2 protein-coding genes are annotated in these 893 nt (G+C 51.3%); both read left to right on the top strand.

The window, feature by feature from the left end; all coding sequences use genetic code 11:
• Positions 1 to 188 precede the first annotated feature (188 nt).
• A complete protein-coding gene (locus CA13_RS34515; protein ID WP_419193813.1) occupies positions 189 to 341 on the top strand; it encodes a hypothetical protein in 153 nt (50 codons plus the stop codon).
• 36 nt (positions 342 to 377) lie between these two features.
• The coding region (locus CA13_RS01415; RefSeq protein ID WP_473087434.1) for a transposase at positions 378 to 893 on the top strand (516 nt) is incomplete at its 3' end.

Raw genomic sequence — 893 nt, 5'->3', positions numbered from 1 at the left:
ATCAATCTTTCTTTAGCCAACTGATGGTATGCCAAGAATCAAACGTGCCGATGAAGCAGGCTGCATCTATCATGCCCTTAGGAGAGGAAAAGGGGAAGGGAGGCAAGAAGGGGCCATCCAACGGGTTTTGCCTTACTGCTGGGATTTGCTAGAATTCTCGCTCATCAAGTCTTGTCCAGGAGGTCGTTATGCCGCGCAAACCACGCTATGAAAGCAAGAAGGAAAGCAAGAAGGGAAGCAAGAAGGAAGCAAGAAGGAAGCAAGAAGGAAGCAAGAAGGAAGCAAGAAGGAAGCAAGAAGGGGCCATCCATTTTGATTGCCTTACTGCTGGGATTTGCTAGAATTCTCGCTCATCAAGTCTTGTCCAGGAGGTCGTTATGCCGCGCAAACCACGCTATGAAGTCGCTGATCCCGCAGAAGTTCAGGTATTCCACGCAGTTCAACGCTGTGTAAGACGTGCATTCTTGTGTGGCGAAGACCCGTTTTCCGGTCAATCCTATGAGCATCGCCGTGGCTGGATTCGTGATCGATTGGAGTTTCTGGCGGGGATTTTTGCAGTCGATTGCCTGACCTATACGGTGCTCAGCAATCATCTGCACCTCGTTTTACGCAGTCGGCCTGATGTGGTTGCTCAGTGGACCGATCAAGAGGTGGCGAGGCGATGGCTGAGGCTGTTTCCTCATCGACGCAAGAAAGATGGGTCGCCCGAGGAACCGACGAAGCCGGAAATTGACATGATCGTCAATCAAGCCGAAGTGTTGGACGAACGACGGCGGCGACTCAGTGACATCAGTTGGTGGATGCGATGTACGGCAGAGAACATTGCTCGACGAGCAAATCGTGAAGACGAGTGTACCGGACGCTTTTGGGAAGGTAGGTTCAAATTACAAACC

It is taken from the genome of Novipirellula herctigrandis (assembly GCA_007859835.1).
GTDB lineage: Bacteria > Planctomycetota > Planctomycetia > Pirellulales > Pirellulaceae > Novipirellula_A > Novipirellula_A herctigrandis.
The sequence above is the reverse complement of the archived record's forward strand: the minus strand, read 5'-3'. Positions and strand labels throughout refer to the sequence as shown.